The sequence below is a fragment of the Micromonospora sp. NPDC051227 genome, assembly GCF_044455385.1.
Classification (GTDB): Bacteria; Actinomycetota; Actinomycetes; order Mycobacteriales; family Micromonosporaceae; genus Micromonospora.
Window position 1 is genome coordinate 1 of the sequence record NZ_JBITET010000013.1, and the last position, 18,102, is coordinate 18,102.

An 18,102-nucleotide genomic window follows, 5' to 3' on the forward strand; every position below is an offset into this window, starting at 1 on the left:
CCGCACCGTTATCCGCCACAACCCCCCCCCCGCGGGGGCGCCCCCCGCGTGGGGTTTTTTGGGGGGGGGGGGGGCGCGGGGGGGGGGGGGGGGGGGGGGCGCCCCCCCGGGGGGGGGGGGGCCCCGACGACGTGACGTGGCCCGGCCGGGATCACACTGGCCGGGCCGCCGATCAGGACTCCAGGCGTCGACGCCGGGCCAGGAAGAACGCGACCGCGCCCAGCACGACCAGCACACTTCCGACGCCGGTCATGGCCGGGACCGCACCGCCGCCGGTCACCGGCAGGATGGGCTGCTTGCCGCCGCCACCAGGTTGACCGGGTGCGCCAGGGCCGCCAGGTGCTCCGGGAGGTCCGGACGGACCAGGTGCGCCGGGGCTACCGGGTGCTCCGGGGCTACCGGGTGCGCCAGGTGCGCCCGGGCTACCAGGTGCTCCTGGGCTACCTGGTGCTCCTGGGCTACCTGGTGCTCCTGGGCTGCCAGGGGCTCCTGGGCTGCCGGGTGCGCCGGGGCTGCCGGGTGCTCCTGGGCTACCGGGCGGACCGGACGGGCCGGGCGGACCGGTGGGCCCGGGTGGGCCGGTCGGCCCGGGTGGGCCCGTCGGCCCGGCGCAGTTCGGCGCGGTGATGACGTTGGTGTCGAGGGTGACGGCGGCGGTGCGCGCCAGCGCGCGACCCTGGAGGGTCGCACCCGTGGCCATCGTGATCGCGGCCTGAGCCATGATGGTGCCCACGAAGGTGGTGCCGGTGCCGATCGTCGCCGAGCTGCCGATCTTCCAGAACACGTTGCAGGCCGATGCCCCGTTGATCAGCACGACGCTGCTGTTCGACGCCGTCGTCAGCGAGGAGTCGACCTGGAAGATGAACACGGCCGACGGGTCGCCCTGGCCGTTGAGCGTCAACGGTCCGGTCAGTTGGGCGGCCCCGATCCGGTAGACCCCTTCGTTGAGCGTGTTGCCACCCAGCTCGGCCGGCAGGATGGTGAACGGGGTCCGGCCGGCGGCGTCGTTGAAGGCGATGGTCAGGTCGCTCTGGGCCTGTAGCGCGACCGCGTCACCGAGGTGTACCTCGCCGCCGATGGTTGCCGTTTCGAATCCGGACGCGGTGTTTCCGGGGAACCGCCCGAGGCTCTGAGCCAGGAAGCTGGGGCCGGTGTTGGTGGGCTCCGCTCCGGCCAGGACGGAGAAGTCGGCCGCCGTCCCGAGGTTGACCGGTGCTTCCTGCGCGTTTGCGGCGGTCGAGCTGAAGAGCAGCAGGCTGGCTGCCACTGTGGCGGCTGCGCCAGCAGCGAGCGACGGCAGGACCACTCGCCGCCGTAGCCAATTTTTGGGTTTAGCTGTCACAGAACACCCTCCGTGGGTACTACTCGCAGGAGACGGCCAGCCAGTGGCGTCCTGCGTGATACGGCCTGTATGCGCCGATAAGCGCGCTGACCACCACATCACGGCAGGTGTTCTAATGGGGGCAAGTTGGGACAATAGCCCAAGTCCGTCTAGCTGAATTGGCCTGACGTTCGCGTTCTCGTTTGCCGATTCCGTGAATAACGGGCGGGTGCGCGGCCAGAGCAACCGAGCGGATCTCGGCCTACCGCCGGCCCGTTGGGAGCGGCCTGATCGCGCGGCCGAGGACGCAGGGGGAGGAGGGGCTGTTGCTGGTGGCCGGGAAACGGAACCTGCGCAGCTCCTCCACCTCGAAGCCGGCCGCGCCGATGGCGGCGACGGTGTCGCGGTTGGTGTGGCAGCCGGCGAAGAGCTTCGGCCACAGTGTGGCGTCGACGAGTCGTTGAGCGCGGTGCAGACCGGTGGCCTCCTCGGCGGCCACGTGCTCGAAGAACCGCACCTGGCCTCCGGGTCGCAGCACCCGGCTGACCTCGGCCAACGCGCTCGCCTGATCGGGCACGGTGCACAACACCAACGCAACCACCGCCGCGTCGAACTCGCCGTCCCCGGCGGGCAGCGCCTGGGCCAGACCGTCGACGACAGTGACCGGAACCGGCGCGTCCGACGCGGCGCGCTCGGCGGCGACCCGGAGACGTCGCTCCGGTTCGACCGCGAGGACCTGGGTCACCCCCGGCGGGTAGTGGGCGAACATCCGCCCGTTGCCCGCGCCGATCTCGATCACCCGGCCGGAGAGGCCGGCGGCCAGGTCCCGCCGGAACGCCGCCGTGCCGGCGCGGTCCATGGCGACGCTGAGCCGCTCGTAAACCCGAGCGAACACCGGGTGGGACACCGTGGCCACGTCGACCTCCTGATCTCCGTCGAACTGTTCTCCGGCGATTGTCCTGCATCCGTGCACGCTTTCCGTCTTACTGGTTTGCAGCACGACTCAACCCAGTGCAGACAGGACGTGGTGCGACCATGAAGATCGTCGTCATCGGGGGCAGCGGCCTCATCGGCTCCAAGTTGGTGGACCGCCTCGGCGCCCAGGGCCACGAGGCGGTGCCGGCATCGCCGAAGACCGGCGTGAACACCCTGACCGGCGAGGGAGTGGCCGGTGCGCTCACCGACGCCGAGGTCGTCGTCGACGTGTCGAACTCGCCGTCGTTCGAGGACGCGGCCGTACTGGAGTTCTTCGAGACCTCGACCCGGACGCTCCTCGCTGCCGCGTCGGACGCCGGGGTGAACCACTACGTGGCGCTCTCCATCGTGGGGTGCGACCGGATCCCGGACAGCGGGTACATGCGCGCGAAGGTCGCCCAGGAGAAGCTCATCGTCGCGTCCGGACTCCCGTACTCGGTGGTGCACGCCACCCAGTTCTTCGAGTTCCTCCAGGGCATCATCGACACCGCCACGGACGGCGACACCGTGCACCTCGCGCCGGTGCTCATTCAGCCGATGGCCGCGGACGACGTCGCGGCAGCGGTCTCCGAGGTGGCGCTCGGCGCGCCGACGAACTCCGTGGTCGAGGTCGCCGGCCCGGAGCAGTTCCGCCTCGACGAACTGGGCCGATCCCTCCTCACCGATCAACAGGACCGTCGTTCGGTGGTGGCCGACCCCGACGCCCGGTACTTCGGCGCCAAGCTGGGCGAACGCTCGCTCGTCCCGGCCGACGGTGCCCGCCTCGCCGGCACCGGCTTGGACGACTGGCGTACCCGGGCGGGCCGGGGACACTGAGCCGGCCCGCTACCTCGGCGTCCCGGGCGGGTCGGCCCGCCTACCGAGGCGCTGCACCAACTCCCGTACCGCGTCGGTGAACAATTCGTCGGACTCACCCGGCCAGTGCCCTCGGATGGGTGGGGCGACGCTGTCCCCGGGTGGTCTGACCACGTCGCGGGGATCACGCTGTCGACGATCCACCGCGGCGGCCGGGTCACCGGTGGTGGCCGGCGCGGGTGCCTGATGCGGCGAGAAGATCCAGCCACCGATGGGGTCGGTGTCGCGCCACAGGTTCACCCAGCGCCACCCCACCCGCCGGCCGATCTCGTGCAGTGCCGCGTCGTCGACGTACGCGGGGAAGAGCCGCGCGTAGAGGCGGCGTAGTGGTGATCCGTGGGTGAGCAGGGCGACCCGGTCGCCGACCTGCGGCGGCAGTCGGAGCACCGTGGCGGCGAGCAGAATCGAGCCATGGCTGTGCCCGGTCAGCAGCACCGCGTGGCCGCGTTCGACGAGGTAGGTGATCCGGCGGGCCAGTTCCGGTACGGCCCGCTCGGAGTAGCAGGGCGGCGCGAACGGGTGGGCGGCCCGGGGCCAGAAGGTGCCGAGGTCCCAGAGGACACCGATGTACCGGCGGTACGGTTCGGTCCGGTGCGCGAAGATGCCGCCGATGATCAGGCCGAGGATGATCGCCCCGATCACCCAGCTACTGAACGCGATGGCGAACGTGGTCGCCTCCGCCGGCAACCCGATGCTGCGTTCGATGACGGCGCCCGGGAACTGCCCGAGCAGGCCGATCGTGGTGGTGGCCGTGCCGAGTCCGGCGAGGCAGCCGTAGACCACTGCCAACGGCACCAGTTTCTCGGTGAAGCGAGCCCGAGCTATCGCGTCTCGGACCTGCCGCAGTCGGGGCTCTGCCTCGGCCGGCGGGTTCGGGAAGTCGCGCGTGACGATCGCCGCGGCGGCCCGCCGTCGACCGCGACGGGAGATCAGGGCGACGAGGCCGGCGACGATCGTGGTGACCAGCACCGCGCGGAAGAAGCCGTAGATCGCCCAGGTGTAGGCGCGGGATGGGCCGGAGGCGATGCCCGCTCCCGTCGGCACGCCGCGGTCCAGGAAGTCCGCCACCCGGCAGACCAGCTCCGCCGAGTACGCCACCGCCATGCTGATCCCGGTGGCGGCGACAACGAGAGCGCCCAGCCCGAACAGCGGGGTGGCGCCGCGTTCCCGGCGCCAGTGCCAGAGCAGCACCACGCCCAGGGCGGCCAACAGTGCCGTCTGAGCCGCGAACACACCGACCAGGGTCGGGTCGTAGCCGGGCAGCCCGTGCTCCTGCGGCCACGGCTGCGAACTGGTCGGCACGTGTGCCACGACGGCCACGGTCAGGATGATGGCAGCGGTCCGGAGGGTGCGGGTGACCCGGTCGAGCCGCTGGTCGGCGGGGGACCGGTCCATCAGCGGCGGTGTGCAGAGCAGCCCCACGCAGCCCGTGAGGATCACCCCCGTGATCGCCGTCAGCGCGATCGTGGCCGCCGACGCGTCTCTCGCACCCTGGGCCAGGAGCAGGACGAGGTCCAGCGTCGCGAATGCCGCGGCGACGTGGATGGCGCGCAACCGGCCCACCAGCGGCTCGGCGTCCCACTGGCCGACGGTGTCGAGCCGGGACGCGGAGCTGCCCGGATCGGGTGCGCGAAACGCCTCGAAGGTTCGCCCCGGACGGTAGCTGACCCGCCAGATCAGGCCGATCGCGGCGGCCGGGACCAGCGCGAGTACCGCCAGCCGCAGCCCGATCGTCCGCCCACCCAACCAGGACAACCAGCTGCGTCCGGCGAGGCAGTCCGGCGAGGCCAGGCACTTCCATCCGACGAGATCCAGGGCGACGCCGGCGATGGCGAGCACGTACAGCACGGTGAGCGTGAGCCCCAGCACCCGGCACAGTGACCTGACCGTCGCCTCGGACCCGGGGTTCGCCGGGCGCATCCAGATCGCGACGTTGACCAGCATGAAGGGGAGCAGGAAGACCACTGCCAGGGTGCGGGTCACGGTGCCGGAGGGCAGGTCACCCCAGCGGTACGCCTCAAGCGTCACCCCGTGCTCGCCGGTGCTCTCCGAGCACCGGGGGCGCGGCCGGTAGAACCCCCCACTGCGGTCACCGGCGACCTGCCTGGTCTGTTGCAGGTCCAGCACCTGTGCCGCGCTCGCGCCGGAGACTCCGTGCACCCGTAGCTCCACGACGTCACCGGAGTCCTCCGGCCCGCTCAACCGCGCTGATCCATCCGATGTCCCCCCGACGCGTCTCGCAGCCCTTGTCCCGCGCGACCCAGCCCGAGGTCACGCGCCGGGCCGCCGACCGCGGTGACGGCAGAGCCGGGTCTACCCGGTCCGGACGCCCTCAATCTCGGCCGGCCGGGGCGCTACTGCCCATGCCGGGCCCGACCGGCGGTCACCCGCCGGGCCGTGCCGGCGAGGATTGATCCGGTCGTGGCGGGGTAGGTGCCGCCATGGTCGCTGCCGGTCGGCGCGGAGCGGGCGCGGGCCCGTCGACCGTCGTCCGGCTCTGGGACCGCGTGGTGGCCGCGTTGCGCGACCGGGTCCGTCGGGTACGAACCATCGGCGGGCTGGCCCTACAGGCCGGCCTGGCCGCGGCGCTCTCCTGGTTCGTGGCGCATTCGCTGCTACACGTGTCGCAGCCGGTCTTCGCGCCGATCTCGGCCGTCTCGACGCTCGCCGCCTCCGTCGGCCAGCGGTTGCGTCGCACCGTCGAGCTGATCATCGGTGTCACCGTCGGAGTGCTGATCGGCGATCTGCTCCTCCTGGTGATCGGCACCGGGTGGTGGCAGCTCGCCCTGATCGTCGTGCTGGCGATCGTCGTCGCGCTCTTCCTCGCGGGCAGCGCGGCGGTGGTGATCCAGGCGGGGGCGACGGCGGTGCTGATCGCCACGCTCAGCCCGGCCGTCCGGGATCTGGAGATCCCCCGGTTCGTGGACGCGCTCATCGGGGGAGGGGTGGCGCTGCTGGTCACCGCCGTGTTGCTGCCGTTGAACCCGCTGCGGGTGCTCAACCGGGCCGCGCGGCCAGCGTTGGATCTCCTCGCGACCCAGCTCGACGCCACCGCCGAGGCGCTGGCCGAGCGGGATGCCGCTCTGGCCCGTACCGCCCGGGGTGAGCTGCGGCAGAGCGCGGGCCGGTTGAAGGCGTTCGTCGAGGCGACCCAGGGCGCCCGGGAGGCGAGCACCCTGTCACCGGTGTACTGGCATCAACGGCACGGGCCGGTGGGCCGCTACGCGCAGGCGGCGGAGCCGATCGACCGGGCGATGCGCAACAGCGGCACCCTGATCCGACGGTCGGTGACGCTCATCGAGGACGGCGAGCCGGTGCCGGAGTCGCTGCCGACGGCGGTGTTCGACCTCGCCGAGGCGGTCCGCCTGCTCAAGCGGCAGTTCGCCGCCGGCGCCGAGCCGAACCGGGCCCGGGAGCAGGCGCTACGAGCGGTCCGGACGGCCGGGCACGCCTATCGGGACGGCGTTGGCTTCTCCGGTGCGGTGGTGGTGGCGCAGGTCCGGACGACCGTCAGTGACCTCCTGGTCGCCTCCGGCCTGAGCCAGGAGGACGCGAATCACCTGGTCCGAACGCTTTTCGGCGACCTCTGAGGGCCAGGTGAGCCCCGGCGGAGCCAGACGGCGGCATCCTCTGAGCCACGCCTGTTGCATCTTGAGCCAAAGTGGTGCCATGATGGTGCCATGGAACTGAGGTCGTACGTCGAGAACCTGCGTAACGAGTTCGCCGTGGCCGCGGAGGGCGTGGACCCGGAGGCCCGGGCGCTGGCCGAACGACTCTTCGCGCAGTTGGAGGCAGCCACCCGTCTCACGCTGCTCGAAGCGCTGTCCGACGCGGCCGACGAGATCACCCGTGACCTCGCACCGGGATCGGTGCACGTTCGGTTGCGCGGCCGCGAGCCCGACTTCGTGGTGACGCCGGCCAGCCCGCCGGTCGAGGTGGCGAGCGAGCCCAGTGGCCCGCCACCGCTGTCGGTGCCGGTCTCCGCGCCCGACGGTGACGAGGGCGGCACCTCGCGGATCAACCTGAGGCTCCCCGACCACCTGAAGGCCAGCGTCGAGGACGCCGCCGGCCGCGCCGGGCTCTCGGTCAACGCCTGGCTGGTGCGCGCCGTCGCCGGTGCCATCGCAGCGGGCGATACGCAGCGTCGTCCACCCCGCCGGGTGGAGCCGACCTCCGGCCAGCACTTCACCGGCTGGGCCCGCTAACTCCCCGTACCCCTCCACCACCACGCCGCTGACCAGCGGCGACCTCCGCCGACCATCTTTCGGGAGACCACCATGCCTGTTTTCGAGACGCCAGAGCCGATTTCCGTCCAGATCGAGCTGCCGATCGGCGATGCCTGGATCGCCGCGAGCGACCGCACCGACACGGTGGTGACGGTGCGGCCCCGCGACCCGTCGAGCAAGGCCGACGTGAGCGCCGCCGACCAGAGCACCGTCGAGTTCACCGCCGGGCGACTGGTGATCCGGGTGCCGAAGAGCTGGCGCCGCTACGGGTTCGGCCCGGGGCCGTCGGTCGACGTCCAGATCGAGGTGCCGACCGGGTCGCAGGTGTACGCCGAGGCGGCGTGGGCGGCATTCCGCTGCGAGGGTCGGCTCGGCGAGTGTCGGATCAAGACCGGCAGCGGCATCCGACTCGACGAGACCGGGCCGTTGGAGATCGACAGCAGCCACGGCGAGGTCGCGGTCGAGCGTGTGCTGGGCTCCGCCCGGGTGAAGGCCTCGTCCGGCAAGGTGCGCATCGGCGCGGTCGACGGCACCGCCGAGATCAAGAACTCGTCCGGCGACTGCTGGATCGGCCACAGTGGTGGCGACGTCCGGATCAACACGGCCTACGGCGACATCACCGTGGACGCCTCGCAGGCCTCGGTGACGGCGCGCACCGCCTACGGCAACCTCCGGCTGGGTGCGGTCACCCGCGGCGCGATCGACGCACAGACCTCCTACGGCGCGATCGAGGTCGGCATCCGTCGCGGGACCGCCGCCTGGCTCGACGTCAGTTCCAAGCACGGCCGCGTCCACAACGCGCTGGAGTCGACCGACAGCCCGGCGCACACCGACGAGACGGTCGAGGTCCGGGCGAACACCTCCTACGGCGACATCATGATCCGCCGCGCCTGACCCCACCGCCCCGCCGACCACAGATGAGGAGACCATGACCAGCTCCATGAACCCCGCGATCGTCGCCACCGACCTGCGCAAGTCCTACGGCGACAAGGTCGTGCTGAACGGCATCGACCTGATGATCACCGAGGGCACCATCTTCGCGTTGCTCGGTCCGAACGGCGCCGGCAAGACCACCACCGTGCAGATCCTGTCCACCCTGATCGACGCCGACCGCGGTAACGCCCGCGTCTTCGGCCACGACCTGACCCGGGAGCCCGACGCGGTACGCGCGCTGATCGGCGTCACCGGCCAGTTCTCCGCCGTCGACAACCTGCTCACCGGTCGGGAGAACCTGATCCTGATGGCCGACCTGTGCCACCTGGACAGGGCTGCCGGTCGGCGGCGCATCGCCGACCTGCTCGACCAGTTCGACCTGACCGAGGCGACGGGCAAGCCGGTGTCGACGTACTCCGGCGGCATGCGCCGACGGCTCGACCTCGCGATGACCCTGGTCGGCGAGCCCCGGGTCATCTTCCTCGACGAGCCCACCACCGGCCTCGACCCGCGCAGCCGCCGGGCCATGTGGCACATCATCCGCGCGCTCGCCGCCGAGGGCGTGACCATCCTGCTCACCACGCAGTACCTGGAGGAGGCCGACCAGCTCGCCGACCGGGTGGCGTTCCTCGACCACGGCCGACTGATCGCCGAGGGCACGCCGCGCGAGCTCAAGCGGCTCATCCCGGGCGGCCACGTCGTCCTGCAGTTCGCCGACCAGGAGGGGCTCGACTCGGCGGCCCGGACGTTCGACGCCGCCACCCGGGACGACGCGGCGCTCACCCTCCAGGTGCCGAGTGACGGCGGGGTCGGGTCGCTGCGATCCCTGCTCGACCAGCTCGACCGCGCCTCGATCAGCGTGGCGGGACTCTCCGTGCACACCCCCGACCTCGACGACGTCTTCCTCACCCTCACCGGTCAGCCCGACACCCGGGCCAGCCGACCCGACCACGAAAGGGCTCCCGCGCGATGAGCACCCTCTCCCTCGCCGTCCGCGACTCGAGCACCATGCTGCGGCGAAACCTGCTGCACATGCGGCGGTACCCGTCGATGACGTTCCTGCTCATCGGCATTCCGATCATCATCCTGCTGCTCTTCGTCTACGTCTTCGGCGGCACGCTCGGCGCCGGTCTCGGCCCGTCCGGCGACCGCTCCCAGTACGCCAACTACGTCACCCCCGGCATCCTGCTCATCACGGTGGTCAGCGCCGCGCAGGGCACCGCCATCTCGGTCGCGATGGACATGACCGAGGGGATCATCGCCCGGTTCCGCACAATGTCGATCTTCCGACCGTCGGTCCTGACAGGTCACGTACTGGGCAGCCTGGTGCAGACCATGCTCAGCCTCGCGGCCGTCACCGTCGCGGCGCTGCTGGTCGGGTTCCGGCCCACGGCCAACCCGGTCGAATGGCTCGCCGCGATCGGCGTGCTCGCCATGATCACCTTTGCGCTCACCTGGCTGTCCGTCGCCCTCGGCCTGGTCAGTGACAGCGTCGAGACGGCCAGCAACCTGCCCATGCCGCTGATCCTCCTGCCGTTCCTCGGCAGCGGGTTCGTCCCCACCGACTCCATGCCGACCGCCGTGCGGTGGTTCGCGGACTACCAGCCCTTCACGCCCGTCATGGAGACCCTTCGCGGCCTGCTCCTGGGTACCGGGATCGGCGCCAACGGGATCATCGCGGTCGTCTGGTGCACCGTCATCACCGTGGGCTGCTTCCTCTGGGCCAAGGCTCTGTACAACCGCAACCGGACGGCCTGATCCGTCCGGCGCGTCGGTCCCGCCAACGCAACGGAGAGCCGGCGGCTCGGCCCACAGGGTCGGGCCGCCGGCTCGTGACGTAGTGCGACCGGCGGCCCGCTGGCGCGAGTGCGTGATCGGGCGGCGGGTCGGCGGAGCGAGCGCGTGATCGACTCGGCTTTCGTGAAGTCGGCCGATCACGCCGCCGCGGACCCCGCGACTTCAAGGAGCACGAGTGGATCCGTCATCCGGCGCCGCCCCACGCGGTCGTCGGGCGCGGGGACCGACCCGCGCGAGGTGGCCCACCAAGACGTTGAATGTTATCGATAACACCGGCCCGCCGTCCGGCTCTGCGGTGGGCGGGTCGCCCTCTGGAGCGCTCAGCCATGAGCCCGCATGGTCGTCGATGGCTGTCGGGCGGATCCGGGCGCCGACCGCGACGCCCTGGCAATGTTATCGCTGCCATCATCGCCGGAGGGCAAGTGGTCGCTATCGGACGGCGATGCCGAGGTGTGCGGCGCGCTGGACCTGTCGCGCCGCCTGTCGTCGGGTCTCCGGGTGGCACTTGCACCGGACTCGGGCCCCATTCGTCGGATGGCTGCCGCAGTTGAGGGTGGAATCTTCAGGTTTGCACCGGTCCGTTATCTACCCTCCCGAGTCGGTCCGCCTTCCGCGTTCCGTTACGGAGCTGTTGCGGGTAGATGTCTTGACGAGCCTGGATGTGAGCGTTAACACTATCCCCGTTAACGGTGGAGGTGAACATGAACCGTGTGGACGGAGCTGACGACCGCTACGTCGTCGGTGTCGACTACGGCACCCTGTCCGGGCGAGCTCTGGTGGTCCGTGTCGGCGATGGTGCCGAGTTGGGGACCGCGGTGCACGAGTACGGCGATGGCGTGATCAGCACGGCGCTTCCGGGAGGTCGAACGCTGCCCCCGGACTGGGCCCTGCAGAACCCACAGGACTACCGCGACGTTCTGCGGTACGCCGTCCCGGCGGCGGTGTCCGCCGCGGGGGTGGACCCGGCGGCGGTGGTCGGCATAGGTATCGACTTCACCGCCTGCACCGTGCTGCCGACGCTCGCCGACGGCACCCCGCTGTGCGAGACGCCCGAGCTGCGCGACCGACCGCACGCCTGGGTCAAGCTGTGGAAGCACCACGCCGCGCAGCCGCACGCCGACCGGATCAACGCGCTGGCCCATGAGCGGGCCGAGCCGTGGATCGGCCGGTACGGCGGCAAGATCTCCGCCGAGTGGCAGTACGCCAAGGGTCTGCAGATCCTGGAGGAGGACCCGGAGGTCTACGACCGGGCCGAGCGCTTCATCGAGGCGGCCGACTGGATCGTCTGGCAGCTCTGCGGCACCGAGACCCGCAACGTCTGCACGGCCGGCTACAAGGGCATCCTGCAGGACGGTCACTACCCCTCCGAGGGCTTCCTGACCGCGCTCAACCCCAACTTCGGCGACTTCGTGGCCAAGCTGGACGGTCCGTTGCTGCCCCTCGGCGCCCGGGCCGGCGCGCTCACCGCCCAGGCAGCCGCCTGGACCGGCCTGCCGGAGGGGATCGCGGTGGCCGTCGGCAACGTCGACGCGCACGTCACCGCGGCGTCCGCGCAGGCGGTGCAGCCCGGTCGGCTGGTCGCCATCATGGGCACCTCGACCTGCCACGTGGTCAACGGCGCGGAGGTCGCCGAGGTTGCCGGCATGTGCGGTGTGGTGGACGGCGGCATCAGCCCCGGCGCGTGGGGTTACGAGGCCGGGCAGAGCGGTGTCGGCGACATCTTCGGCTGGTTCGTCGAGCACGCCGCCCCGGCCGGCGTCGACTCGCACGAGCGCCTCACCGAGCTGGCCGCGAGTCAGCCCGTCGGCGGGCACGGCCTGATCGCGCTGGACTGGTGGAACGGCAACCGTTCCCTGCTGGTCAACCACGACCTCAGCGGCATGATCGTCGGCATGACCCTGGCCACCCGGCCGGCGGACATCTACCGGGCCCTGCTGGAGTCCACCGCGTACGGCACCCGGATGATCATCGAGGCGTTCGTCGACGCCGGAGTCCCGGTGAACGACCTGGTGATCGCCGGTGGTCTGACCAACAACGCGCTGCTGATGCAGATCTACGCCGACGTGACCAGGCGACCGCTGAACATCATCGCCTCGGCGCAGGGGCCGGCGCTGGGCTCGGCGATCCACGCCGCCGTCGCCGCCGGTGAGTTCCCCTCGATCCACGAGGCGTCGCAGGCGATGGGTCGCGTGCACGAGGCCGTCTACCGTCCGGACCCCGAGCGGGCCCGCGCCTACGACGCCCTCTACGCCGAGTACCGGGCACTGCACGACCACTTCGGACGTGGCGGCAACGACGTCATGCTCCGCCTGCGGGCGATCCGCAACGCGGCGGTCGAGACCGCCGCGACCACCTACGAGGCCCCGCTGGAGGTGGTGGCGTGAACGCCGAGGTGACCCGACAGATCGCCGAGCTGCGCGAGACCGTCGCCCGCCTGCACGCCGAGCTGACCCGGTACAACCTGGTCGCCTGGACGTCCGGCAACGTCTCCGCGCGGGTCCCCGGCCAGGACCTGATGGTGATCAAGCCGAGTGGGGTGAGCTACGACGACCTCACCGCGGCCACGATGGTGGTGTGCGACCTCGACGGCGTTCTCGTCGAGGGCGACTTCGCCCCGTCCAGCGACACCGCCGCCCACGCCTACGTCTACCGGGCCATGCCCGAGGTCGGTGGCGTCGTGCACACGCACAGCTCGTACGCGACCGCCTGGGCCGCGTGTGGGGAGTCGATCCCCTGCCACCTCACCGCCCAGGCCGACGAGTTCGGTGGGGAAATCCCGATCGGCCCGTTCGCGCTGATCGGCGGTGACGACATCGGCAAGGGCATCGTCGCCACGCTCGCCGGGCACCGCTCGCCCGCGGTGCTGATGCGCAACCACGGCGTGTTCACCATCGGCCGCGACGCCCGCGCGGCGGTCAAGGCGGCGGTCATGTGCGAGGACGTGGCCCGCACCGCGCACCTCGCCCACACCCTTGGGCAGCCGGTCCCGATGGCCCAGGCAGACATCGATGCTCTTTATGACCGTTACCAGAACGTCTACGGTCAACAACCAGTCGCACCGGCGGGTTCCTGACCCTGCACCGATCATCCGAGACCCGTCGGTCTGCACCACGACGCACCAGCACGCACCACCCGCGTACGCCGCTTCTTCGCACCTCGGCGGTTGGCGCGGTTACCCACCACATCCAGCCAAGGAGATTCGATGGGAAAGATGCGAACGCAGTCCGCTCCGTGGCGCGCTGCCGCGGTCCTCGCCAGTGTGCTGCTGGTCGGCGGCGTGGCGGCCTGCGGCAATAGCGACACCGGCGGCGGCGGCACCAAGGACGACGGCAAGATCACGATGGGCTTCTCCCAGGTCGGTGCGGAGAGCGGGTGGCGTACCGCGAACACCACCTCGATCAAGGAGGCCGCGGCCGCCGAGGGCATCGAGCTGAAGTTCGACGACGCTCAGCAGAAGCAGGAAAACCAGATCAAGGCGATCCGCAACTACATCCAGCAGAAGGTCGACGTGATCGCCTTCTCGCCGGTGGTGGAGTCCGGATGGGACACCGTGCTCAAGGAGGCCAAGGACGCCGACATCCCGGTCATCCTGACCGACCGCTCGGTGGACTCGGCTGACAAGTCGCTGTACAAGACCTTCCTCGGCTCGGACTTCGTCAAGGAAGGCCGGCTCGCCGGTGAGTGGCTGGTCGAGCAGAAGAAGGGCGCCTCGGGCACGGTGAACATCGTCGAGCTGCAGGGCAACACCGGTGCGGCGCCGGCGAACGATCGCAAGAAGGGCTTCGGTGAGGCGATCGCCGCCAACCCGAACCTGAAGATCATCGCCTCCCAGCCGGGTGACTTCACCCGGGCCGGCGGCAAGCAGGTCATGGAGCAGTTCCTCAAGGCCAACAAGCAGATCGACGTGTTGTTCGCGCACAACGACGACATGGGTCTGGGCGCTCTCGAGGCGATCACCGCCGCCGGCAAGGTGCCCGGCAAGGACATCACCATCATCACGGTCGACGCCGTCAAGGACGGCATGCAGGCTCTCGCCGACGGGAAGTTCAACTTCATCGCGGAGTGCAGCCCGCTGCTCGGCCCACAGCTGATGGACCTGGCCAAGAAGGTCCACGCGGGCCAGGAGGTGCCGCCTCGGATCGAGACCGAGGAGACCACCTTCACGACCGAGCAGGCCAAGGAAGCTCTGCCCAACCGTAAGTACTGATCGACGACGGGGTCGCCGCGTTCGCGTGGCGGCCCCGCCGCGTCGCCTCCTACCCGAAACGGACCGGGCTCGGCCCGCGACGACCTCCGAACCACGCCCGCCCGAGCGACCCCCCAGGGACGACCGGGCGGGCGTGCCGGGAGCGTGGCGGCCCTTCCGTGTCGACAACCCAGAAGAGGTCTGATGGGATGACGGATAGCCGTCCGGTCCTGACGATGACCGGGATCAGCAAGTCCTTCCCCGGGGTGCGCGCACTCCACGACGTCAACTTCCGGCTCTTCCCCGGCGAGGTGCACGCCCTGATGGGCGAGAACGGCGCCGGCAAATCCACCCTCATCAAGGTGCTCACCGGCGTCTACGACACCGACCAGGGTGCGATCACCCTCGACGGCGAGCCCGTGTCGTTCACCGGGCCGATGCAGGCGACCGCCGCCGGTGTGAGCACCGTTTTCCAGGAAGTCAACCTCTGCACCAACCTCTCGGTGGCGGAGAACATCTTCATCGGCCGTGAGCCTCGGCTCCTCGGCGCCGTCCGCTGGGGTGAGGTTCGCCGTCGCGCCCGAGCCCTGCTGACCCGCCTCGACCTCGACCTCGACGTCAGCGCGCCACTCGGCTCGTACTCGCTCGCGATCCAGCAGATGGTCGCCATCGCCCGCGCGATCGACATCAAGGCCCGGGTGCTGATCCTGGACGAGCCGACGTCCAGCCTCGACGCCGGCGAGGTGGCCCAGCTGTTCCGGATCATGCGGCAACTGCGCGACGAGGGCATCGCGATCCTGTTCGTCACCCACTTCCTCGACCAGGTCTACGAGATCGCCGACCGGATCACCGTGCTGCGCAACGGCGGGCTCGTCGGCGAGTACCTCACCACCGAGCTGCCCCAGCTCTCCCTGGTGGAGAAGATGATCGGCAAGGAGCTCGACGTCCTGGAGGGCATCGAGGAGCACTCCCGGCGGGACCTGGCCACGCTGGAGGAGGGCACCCCGCTGGTGGCGGTGTCGGACTTCGGTCGGGCGGGTGCGGTCGAGCCGTTCAGCCTCACCATCCACGCCGGTGAGGTGGTGGGCCTGGCCGGCCTGCTGGGCTCGGGGCGTACCGAGGTCGCCCGGCTGTTGTTCGGCGCCGACCGGACCGACGGCGGTCAGGTGACGATCGACGGCATGGCGAGCAGCCTGCGCACCCCCGCGCAGGCCATCGACCACGGCATCGGCTTCTGTTCGGAGAACCGCCGGGCCGAGGGGATCGTCGCGGACCTGTCGGTCCGCGAGAACATGATCCTCGCCATGCAGGCGGCACGCGGCTGGCTGCGGCCCATTCCGCGTCGCCGCCAGGACGAACTGGTCGACAAGTACGTCAAGGCGCTCAACATCCGGCCCGCCGACCCGGAGGTGCCGGTACGCAACCTCTCCGGCGGCAACCAGCAGAAGGTGCTGCTGGCCCGGTGGCTGATCACCGAACCACGACTGCTGATCCTCGACGAGCCGACCCGGGGCATCGACATCGGGGCGAAGACCGAGATCCAGAAGCTCGTGACGCAGCTGTCCGACGGGGGCATGGCGGTGCTGTTCATCTCCGCCGAGCTGGAGGAGGTGCTGCGCCTCAGCCACAAGGTGGCCGTCATGCGGGACCGGCAGATGGTCGCGCAGCTCGCCAACGACGAGAGCCTGGACGCCGACCGCATCATGCAGACCATCGCCAGCGGATCCCACCGGGAGGAGGCAGACCGATGAACGACACCATGAGCCGCTATCGGACGATGATCGGTCACCGGCTGTTCTGGCCCGCCGCCGTGCTGTTCGTCATGCTCGCCGCGAACACGATCTACCGGCCCGGGTTCCTGTCCATCGAGCTCAAGGACGGGCACCTGTACGGCACGCCGATCGACATCCTGCGGCTGAGCGCACCGCTGATCCTCGTCGCGTTGGGCATGACCCTGGTCATTTCCACCGGCGGCATCGACCTGTCGGTGGGCTCGCTCTGCGCGATCAGCGGCGCGATCGCCTGCATGTACATCAGCAAGCAGCCCGACCAGAACAGCCTTGGTGTGGTGGTGACCGCCCTCGCGATGGCGCTGGGTGTCTCGCTCGTGCTCGGCGCCTGGAACGGGGTGCTGGTGGCCGTGATCGGTATCCAACCGATCATCGCCACTCTGATCCTGATGGTCGCCGGCCGGGGTCTCGCCCAGCTGATCACCGAGGGCCAGATCATCACCATCAACTCCGAGCCGTACCGGGCGATCGGCCTGGGCCACGCGTTGACCCTGCCGCTGGCCATCTTCATCGCGCTCGCCGCGGCCCTGCTGGTCGCCGCGTTCACCCGCCGCACCGCACTCGGCATGATCATCGAGTCGGTGGGCGGCAACGCCATGGCCAGCCGGCTCGCCGGCATCCGGTCCGGCCGGGTCATCTTCCTGGTGTACGTGATCAGCGCCGCCTGTGCGGCGGTCGCCGGTTTCATGATGACGGCAAACGTCTCCAGCGCCGACGGCAACGCCGCCGGCCTCTGGGTCGAGCTGGACGCGATCCTCGCTGTCGTCATCGGCGGTACGTCCCTTGCGGGCGGCCGGTTCTTCCTCAGTGGCACGATCATCGGCGCGCTGATCATCCAGACCCTGACCACCACGGTGTACGCCATGGACATCTCACCGCAGACCTCGCTGCTGTTCAAGGCGGTCGTCGTCATCGCCGTCTGCCTCATCCAGGCGCCGGCCTTCCGGGCCCGGTTCAGCCGACGTAGGCGCAACGCCCCGCCGCCCGCCACCATCGCCGACAAGCCAAAGGAGCAGGTGCCGGCATGACCACTGGAACGCTTACCGCCGGTCGTACCCGGTTCCGGCTGCCGAGGAAGCAGATACCGGTCCTGGCGACGCTCGCCCTGCTGCTGGTGATGTACGGCATCGGCGTCTCGCAGTACACGGCGTTCTCCAACGTCCAGGTCATCTTCAACGTCTTCATCGACAACGGCTTCCTGCTCGTCGTCGCGGTGGGTATGACCTTCGTGATCCTCACCGGTGGCATCGACCTGTCGGTCGGTTCGGTCGTCGCCATGACGGCGATGGTGTCGGCCGCGCTGCTGCAGGATGGCATGCCGGCGGCGCTGGTGCTTGTCATCGCCCTGCTCATCGGTCCGACGCTCGGCCTGTTGATGGGCTGCGTCATCCACTTCTTCGAGATCCAGCCGTTCATCGTCACGCTCGCCGGGATGTTCTTCGCCCGGGGCATGTGCACCTTCATCTCCGGCGCGTCGATCCCGATCAATGACGGGTTCTGGACCTCGATGTCGCAGGAGCGAATCGGGGACCCCCGGGGCAACTTCGTGTCGATCAGCGTGCTGATCGCCTTCGTGGTGGTCGTCATCGCCGCGTACACGCTGGCCTACACCCGGCTGGGGCGCAACGTGTACGCCATCGGCGGCAACCCGCAGTCGGCGCTGCTGATGGGCCTGCCGGTGGGCCGGACCCGGATCGCCGTCTACACGATCAGTGGTCTGTGCTCGGCCATCGGCGGGATCCTGCTGTCCTTCTACACCCTCTCCGGCGCGCCGCTGATCGGCGTGGGGATGGAGCTGGACGTCATCGCCGCCGTCGTCATCGGTGGCACGGTGCTCACCGGTGGCGCGGGTTACGTCTTCGGCACGGTGCTCGGCGTGCTGGTCCTCGGCGTGATCCAGACCCTCATCACCTTCGACGGGAGCCTCAACTCCTGGTGGACCAAGATCGTGATTGGTGGTCTGCTCTTCGCGTTCATCCTCCTTCAGCGCCTCATCGGAATCCGTTACAAGTAACCGCC

At 70.2% G+C, this 18,102-nt stretch carries 16 protein-coding genes and 1 pseudogene; 13 read left to right on the plus strand and 4 right to left on the minus strand.

The window, feature by feature from the left end:
* Positions 1 to 172: 172 nt before the first annotated feature.
* Complete coding sequence (locus tag ACIA47_RS26115) at positions 173 to 280, minus strand: LPXTG cell wall anchor domain-containing protein (RefSeq protein WP_396711227.1); 108 nt, start codon at positions 278 to 280, stop codon at positions 173 to 175.
* Positions 281 to 321: 41 nt separating this feature from the next.
* Here ACIA47_RS26115 and ACIA47_RS26120 point away from each other — a divergent pair, with 41 nt between their 5' ends.
* On the plus strand, positions 322 to 627 hold the full coding sequence (locus ACIA47_RS26120; RefSeq protein WP_396711228.1) for a hypothetical protein: 306 nt from the start codon (positions 322 to 324) through the stop codon (positions 625 to 627).
* 55 nt (positions 628 to 682) lie between these two features.
* On the opposite strand, the pseudogene ACIA47_RS26125 reads toward ACIA47_RS26120, so the two are convergent.
* Positions 683 to 1,441: pseudogene (locus ACIA47_RS26125) on the minus strand (ice-binding family protein); the annotation flags it as partial.
* Between the two features lie 142 nt (positions 1,442 to 1,583).
* A complete protein-coding gene (locus ACIA47_RS26130) occupies positions 1,584 to 2,237 on the minus strand; it encodes a methyltransferase domain-containing protein (protein WP_396711121.1) in 654 nt (217 codons plus the stop codon).
* A 119-nt stretch (positions 2,238 to 2,356) separates the two neighbouring features.
* Between ACIA47_RS26130 and ACIA47_RS26135 the strand changes: the two genes are divergently transcribed.
* Entirely contained in the window at positions 2,357 to 3,112 is a 756-nt protein-coding gene (locus tag ACIA47_RS26135; protein WP_203118589.1) for an SDR family oxidoreductase, read from the plus strand.
* A gap of 9 nt (positions 3,113 to 3,121) precedes the next feature.
* Here ACIA47_RS26135 and ACIA47_RS26140 read toward each other — a convergent pair whose 3' ends face one another.
* On the minus strand, positions 3,122 to 5,353 hold the full coding sequence (locus ACIA47_RS26140; protein WP_396711122.1) for a hypothetical protein: 2,232 nt from the start codon (positions 5,351 to 5,353) through the stop codon (positions 3,122 to 3,124).
* A gap of 239 nt (positions 5,354 to 5,592) precedes the next feature.
* Between ACIA47_RS26140 and ACIA47_RS26145 the strand changes: the two genes are divergently transcribed.
* The 11 genes from ACIA47_RS26145 (at position 5,593) to yjfF (ending at position 18,097) form a co-directional block, all read left to right on the plus strand.
* On the plus strand, positions 5,593 to 6,741 hold the full coding sequence (locus ACIA47_RS26145) for an FUSC family protein (protein ID WP_396711123.1): 1,149 nt from the start codon (positions 5,593 to 5,595) through the stop codon (positions 6,739 to 6,741).
* Positions 6,742 to 6,831: 90 nt separating this feature from the next.
* Entirely contained in the window at positions 6,832 to 7,356 is a 525-nt protein-coding gene (locus tag ACIA47_RS26150; RefSeq protein WP_203117719.1) for a hypothetical protein, read from the plus strand.
* A 72-nt stretch (positions 7,357 to 7,428) separates the two neighbouring features.
* Complete coding sequence (locus ACIA47_RS26155; protein ID WP_396711124.1) at positions 7,429 to 8,271, plus strand: DUF4097 family beta strand repeat-containing protein; 843 nt, start codon at positions 7,429 to 7,431, stop codon at positions 8,269 to 8,271.
* Positions 8,272 to 8,305: 34 nt separating this feature from the next.
* Positions 8,306 to 9,283: an ATP-binding cassette domain-containing protein gene (locus ACIA47_RS26160; RefSeq protein WP_396711125.1), complete on the plus strand. Its 978-nt coding sequence runs from the start codon at positions 8,306 to 8,308 to the stop codon at positions 9,281 to 9,283.
* Positions 9,280 to 10,068: an ABC transporter permease gene (locus ACIA47_RS26165; RefSeq protein WP_203117738.1), complete on the plus strand. Its 789-nt coding sequence runs from the start codon at positions 9,280 to 9,282 to the stop codon at positions 10,066 to 10,068. The genes ACIA47_RS26160 and ACIA47_RS26165 overlap by 4 nt, the downstream gene beginning before the upstream one ends.
* Positions 10,069 to 10,808: 740 nt before the next feature.
* Entirely contained in the window at positions 10,809 to 12,491 is a 1,683-nt protein-coding gene (gene araB, locus ACIA47_RS26170; RefSeq protein WP_396711126.1) for a ribulokinase, read from the plus strand.
* Positions 12,488 to 13,180: an L-ribulose-5-phosphate 4-epimerase gene (locus ACIA47_RS26175; protein WP_181518457.1), complete on the plus strand. Its 693-nt coding sequence runs from the start codon at positions 12,488 to 12,490 to the stop codon at positions 13,178 to 13,180. Before araB ends, ACIA47_RS26175 begins: the two co-directional genes overlap by 4 nt.
* A gap of 129 nt (positions 13,181 to 13,309) precedes the next feature.
* Positions 13,310 to 14,314, plus strand: coding sequence for an ABC transporter substrate-binding protein (locus ACIA47_RS26180; protein ID WP_396711127.1), 1,005 nt, complete (start codon positions 13,310 to 13,312; stop codon positions 14,312 to 14,314).
* Between the two features lie 188 nt (positions 14,315 to 14,502).
* Positions 14,503 to 16,044 carry a sugar ABC transporter ATP-binding protein gene (locus ACIA47_RS26185; protein ID WP_203117740.1) on the plus strand — a complete coding sequence of 514 codons (1,542 nt, stop codon included), beginning with the start codon at positions 14,503 to 14,505 and terminating at the stop codon, positions 16,042 to 16,044.
* The gene (locus ACIA47_RS26190; RefSeq protein WP_145791168.1) at positions 16,041 to 17,111 is read left to right on the plus strand and encodes an ABC transporter permease; all 1,071 of its coding nucleotides are present in this window, start codon (positions 16,041 to 16,043) and stop codon (positions 17,109 to 17,111) included. Before ACIA47_RS26185 ends, ACIA47_RS26190 begins: the two co-directional genes overlap by 4 nt.
* Positions 17,108 to 18,097, plus strand: a complete 990-nt coding sequence (gene yjfF, locus ACIA47_RS26195; protein WP_396711128.1) for a galactofuranose ABC transporter, permease protein YjfF — start codon at positions 17,108 to 17,110, stop codon at positions 18,095 to 18,097. Before ACIA47_RS26190 ends, yjfF begins: the two co-directional genes overlap by 4 nt.
* Positions 18,098 to 18,102 lie beyond the last annotated feature (5 nt).